Origin of the sequence: Saccharomonospora iraqiensis subsp. iraqiensis, from assembly GCF_000430445.1 — a bacterium.
GTDB classification, from domain to species: Bacteria; Actinomycetota; Actinomycetes; order Mycobacteriales; family Pseudonocardiaceae; genus Saccharomonospora; species Saccharomonospora iraqiensis.
Window position 1 is genome coordinate 34,543 of record NZ_KE387087.1, and the last position, 4,483, is coordinate 39,025.

Below are 4,483 nucleotides of genomic sequence, written 5' to 3' on the forward strand. Positions count from 1 at the left end.
CGGCGGCGGCCGGTGGTCCCGCGGCGGCCTCCGCGGCAGGTCGTGCCGGCATGGGTGGCGCACCGATGGGGGCCGGTGCCGGGCGTGGCGGTCAGGGCAGTGAGGACGAGGAGCACCAACGGCCGAGCTACCTCGTCGAGGCGGACCCGGACAGCGTCTTCGGCACCGAGGAGCGCACGGCGCCGCCGGTCATCGGCGAGTGACGGCTTCACCGGGAACGCGACATCCCCTGTTCCGCGGCGGTTCTCCCGTTCCGCAGCGTGCTGCCTCCCCGGGGCACCGGGGTCAGTACCGGTCAGTACCGGTGGAACCGTTCCCGGCGGCCCTGACGCACCAGGCGCAGCCACCGGGCGAAGGCCCGGGGGTCACGTTTGACCGCGACGAAGTAGAGGCCGAAGCGCAGCAGCTCCAGTGCACCGAGTTTGCGCATGCCCGGCTGGGAGAGCAGGAAGCCCCGGTTGCGGTAGGTGTAGTAGCGCTTGACGTCGTTCTCCGGGTCCTGCGCGTGGAACCGACCGCCCAGCATCGGCTTGAACTCGTCCGACCCGTTCGGGTGCAGGTACGCGGTGCGCAGCGACGTCCCGAACGGCAGGCCCGAGCGCACCAGCCTGCGGTGCAGCTCGACCTCGTCGCCGCGGACGAACAGCCGCAGGTCCGGCACCCCGGTGACCTCCAGCGCGGAGGCACGGAACAGTGCGCCGTTCATCAGCGACGCGATGCCCGGCAGGAAGTCCTCCCCCAGTTCGTCGGCCGAGCGTTTCCACGTCAGCCCGCGGCGCAGCGGGAACGCCAACCGGTCCGGGCTGTCGATGTTGGCGACCACCGGGGACACCTCGGCCAGGTCCCGGCGCCGCGCCTCCTCCAACAGCACGCGCAGCACGTCCTCGTCGGCGGGCCTGCCGTCGTCGTCGGCCAGCCACACCCACTCCGCGCCGAGCGCGAGTGCGTGCAGCATGCCGAGCGCGAAGCCGCCCGCACCGCCGAGGTTGCGGTGCGAGGGCAGGTACGTCGACGGGATGGGGCAGTCGACGACCACGTCCCGCGCGGGGCGGTCCGGGCCGTTGTCCACCACGACGAGGTGGTCGACCGGCCTGGTCTGGGACGTGACCACCTTCAGCGACTCGGTGAGCAGGTCACGGCGATGCCGGGTGACCACGACCGCCACGACCGCGTCGGCACCCAGCGGCTCCGGAACCGCGTTCCCCCCCGCATCCGTCTCCGGCACGGGGCCCCCGTCAGGCATCGCTCGCCGCCGCCTGGCCGATGCGGTCCAGCGCGGCCTGGTCGAGGTTCTCGAACGGGTCACGGCCCTTGTACGCGGTGATGACCTCCCGCAGCGATCCCTGCATCCGCAGCCGGCCCTCGTCCATCCAGATCGCCGAGGTGCACATCTCCAGCAGCAGGTCGTCCTGGTGGGAGGCGAAGACCAGCAGACCCGAGCGACGCACCAGGTCCACGAGCCGGTCGCGAGCCTTGTTCAGGAACGCGGCGTCCACGGCGCCGATGCCCTCGTCGAGCAGCAGGATCTCCGGGTCGATGGAGGTCACCACGCCGAGCGCCAGCCGCACCCGCATCCCGGTGGAGTAGGTGCGCAGCGGCATCGACAGGTAGTCACCCAGCTCGGTGAACTCGGCGATGTCGTCGACGCGCTTCTCCATCTGCTTGCGCGACATGCCCAGGTACAGCCCGCGGATCAGGATGTTCTCGTAGCCGGAGATCTCCTGGTCCATGCCGACGCCGAGGTCGAAGACCGGCGCCACCCGGCCGTTGATCCGGGCCGCGCCCCGGGTGGGTTCGTAGATGCCGGACAGCAGCCGCAGCAGCGTGGACTTGCCCGCGCCGTTGTGCCCGACCAGGGCCACCCGGTCGCCGGTGGACAACGACAGGGTGATGTCGTGCAGGGCCTCGATGATCGGGACCCGGCTCTCGGTGCCGATCTTGCCGCCGACCTTGCCGAGAACCTTCTTCTTCAGCGACCGGCTCTTCGCGTCGAAGATCGGGAAGTCGACCGCGGCGTTCCAGACGTCAATGCTGACCATGTTCGTCACACCCAATACGCGACACGGGCACGGTAGTTGCGCAGCACCAGAAGGGCCAGGAGCCACCCGACGACGGTGATGCCGCCGACGATCGCCCAGTGGTGCCAGCTCTGCTGGTTACCGATGAGCGGGGCCCGCACGATCTGGATGAAGTGGTAGAGCGGGTTCAGCTCGGCCACGTAGTTCCGCCAGTCCGGCGCCGTGTCCCCGAAGCGGTCCTTGAGGATGTCGGTGGACCAGACGATCGGCGTCATGAAGAACAGCAGGTTCGTGAAGCTGGAGACCACCTGGGGGATGTCCCGGAACCGGGTGGAGGCGATCCCGAACAGCATCACCACCCAGCCGGCGTTGATCGCCAGCAGCGCGAACCCGGGAACCGCGAGCAGGGCGTTCCAGCCGAGCCCGGGGTGTTGGATCCCGTTCTCCAGCAGCGTGTAGCCGGGGGTCGTGACCGCTCCCCAGAAGATCCCGATCACGACGAAGTACACGACCAGGTTGTGCGCGAACATGATCGTCTGCCGCCACACCGTGCGCAGCACGTACACCGACAACGGTGCGGGTAGGTGCTTGATCAGCCCGTCGTTCGAGATGAACGTGTCGGTGCCCTCGGTGAGACAGCCCAGCAGGAAGTTCCAGACGATGAAGCCCGTCGTGATGTAGGGCAGGAACGTCGAGATCTGCGAGCCGAACAGCTCCGCGTACAGGATGCCCAGGCCCAGTGCGGTGATCCCCATGCTGATGGTGATCCACAGCGGGCCGAGCACCGACCGGCGGTAGCGCTGCTTGATGTCCTGCCAGGCCAGATGACCCCAGAGCTCGGTCTGTCTCGCCCCGCTGGTCATGTCGGTGAAGGCACGTCCGAACGACCTGCTGTCCGGGCGGGGAGGTGCCGACGTCATCGTGGCCGTTTCCGTGGGATCGACAGTGCTTGTGGCGTGCACGGGATATGAGGGTACTGGCGACCGTCGGCGGCGATCGGGCGGTCCGGTACAACCGACCCGGGTGGTCGCGACCTGCGCGTTTCCGCCCCGTGAAGACGACGTGAACCCGGTGCGGCCCCCCGTCGTCGCGGTGGCCGGTCGGCGCACCGACGCGACACGGATTGTTGATCTTTGATTACGGTTCGCGCACGAACGGGACTCCTGATAGCTTCCGCCGCATGGACGCGGGTGTCGTCACACCGAACCTGACGGTGGAGCTGCTGCGGGTCTACGCCGACCGCCCACGGCCGCGTTCGGTGGCCGTGGTGGGGCCGCGGCCGATGCCCGCGGACCCCGGGCGCGCCACCGCGATCGACGCGTGTGACCTCGTCATCCGGGTGGGTGAGTACGTGTGCGACGAACCCGACGGGCCGCCCGCGGTGGGGGTGCGGACGCACGCCGTGGTCTTCGACCGTGCGCTGCGGGCGACGAAATGGGTCTTCGCCGACTACCGGTCGAAGCTCTACCTCCTGGTGGAACCCGGTCCGGCGTACCCGGATCCACGGGACCTGCCGCGGTGGTGGCCGGTCGACCTCGGCTTCGTTCCGGTGCCCGCTCGGGAGTTCACCCGGCCGCTGATCCGCGCGCTCGCCCCGACACACCCGGCGGACGCCCCGGACACCGCCGCGGAGCGGGAGCGGCCGGACAGCGGCACACCGGGCCCGGAGACACCCGCCACCGGGACGGTGGCCGCCTGGATCGCCAGGACCTCGTTCCCCGACGCCGAACTGGTGCTCGCGGGCCTCGGTCCCGGGGGCTCCGGTCCCGGGGACGACCCGCGGCCCGCGGAGGACGCGCTGCTCGACTCCTGGGCCGGCACCGGGACCGCACGGTTGCTGCCATGACGGGTCCGGCGGAGGGAACACGGTCGGCCCCGTGGGGGCGAGGGGGAGCTGTCCCGACAACGCGACGCCATCCGAAGGAGCGCCCATGACGTCACTCAACCCGTGGAGACTGCTCCGCGACGGTGTGGGCGACCGGCTCGCCCGGTTCGTCGACCTGCGCGTCGAGGACCGCACGCGGGACCGGTTGGACGGGCACGACACCCGCCTGGCCGACCACCGGCGCCGGATCGCCGTGCTGGAGGAGGCGCTGGGCCGGGCCCGGGACGAGCTCGACCGGACCACCGGTGAGGTGCAGCGCCTCCTGCCGCACGTCGCGGCCCAGGAGGGGCGACTGGAGGACCTGCGCGACCGGATCACCTGGAACGCCGGGTCGCCCACCGGCGAGTCGGAGATCGCCGAGGCGCGCATGCTGGTGGAGGCCATCCGGCGGCAACACGCGCAGGTGCGCGTGCGGCTGTCCGGTATCGCGATGTACGAGGAGCGGCTGCGCAGGCTGGAGGACGACCGGGACGCCGCCGCGCACACCGCGTCCGGGAAAACGGGGGCCTCGGACCGGGGCCCGTCGGGCACCGGCTCCCCCCGGGCCGGCACGGCGAACGGGAACGGGGCACCCGGCGCG

Annotated in this window: 5 protein-coding genes and 1 pseudogene; 3 read left to right on the forward strand and 3 right to left on the reverse strand. The window is 70.9% G+C overall.

What is annotated here, in order from left to right; translation table 11 throughout:
* Positions 1-203 (forward strand): annotated as a pseudogene (locus tag ACTIR_RS27185) (hypothetical protein); the annotation flags it as partial.
* A gap of 92 nt (positions 204-295) precedes the next feature.
* Here ACTIR_RS27185 and glfT1 read toward each other — a convergent pair.
* From glfT1 to wzm, 3 genes are read right to left on the reverse strand one after another with little or no spacing between them, the layout of a single operon-like run.
* The gene (gene glfT1, locus ACTIR_RS0112090; protein WP_052583853.1) at positions 296-1,225 is read right to left on the reverse strand and encodes a galactofuranosyltransferase GlfT1; all 930 of its coding nucleotides are present in this window, start codon (positions 1,223-1,225) and stop codon (positions 296-298) included.
* Between the two features lie 10 nt (positions 1,226-1,235).
* Positions 1,236-2,039, reverse strand: a complete 804-nt coding sequence (wzt, locus tag ACTIR_RS0112095; protein WP_026454484.1) for a galactan export ABC transporter ATP-binding subunit Wzt/RfbE — start codon at positions 2,037-2,039, stop codon at positions 1,236-1,238.
* A gap of 5 nt (positions 2,040-2,044) precedes the next feature.
* Entirely contained in the window at positions 2,045-2,938 is an 894-nt protein-coding gene (gene wzm, locus ACTIR_RS0112100) for a galactan export ABC transporter permease subunit Wzm/RfbD (RefSeq protein ID WP_019811520.1), read from the reverse strand.
* Positions 2,939-3,198: 260 nt separating this feature from the next.
* On the opposite strand from wzm, the gene ACTIR_RS0112105 reads away from it, so the two are divergent.
* On the forward strand, positions 3,199-3,864 hold the full coding sequence (locus tag ACTIR_RS0112105) for a hypothetical protein (protein ID WP_026454485.1): 666 nt from the start codon (positions 3,199-3,201) through the stop codon (positions 3,862-3,864).
* 85 nt (positions 3,865-3,949) lie between these two features.
* A partial coding sequence (locus tag ACTIR_RS26590; RefSeq protein WP_065388575.1) for a hypothetical protein occupies positions 3,950-4,483 on the forward strand: 534 nt, incomplete at its 3' end.

Excerpts from the sequence above, each read along its gene's own strand:
- wzt (WP_026454484.1), bottom strand. The coding sequence starts at position 2,039 with ATGGTCAGCATTGACGTCTGGAACGCCGCGGTCGACTTCCCGATCTTC.
- wzm (WP_019811520.1), bottom strand. The coding sequence starts at position 2,938 with ATGACGTCGGCACCTCCCCGCCCGGACAGCAGGTCGTTCGGACGTGCC.
- ACTIR_RS0112105 (WP_026454485.1), top strand. The coding sequence starts at position 3,199 with ATGGACGCGGGTGTCGTCACACCGAACCTGACGGTGGAGCTGCTGCGG.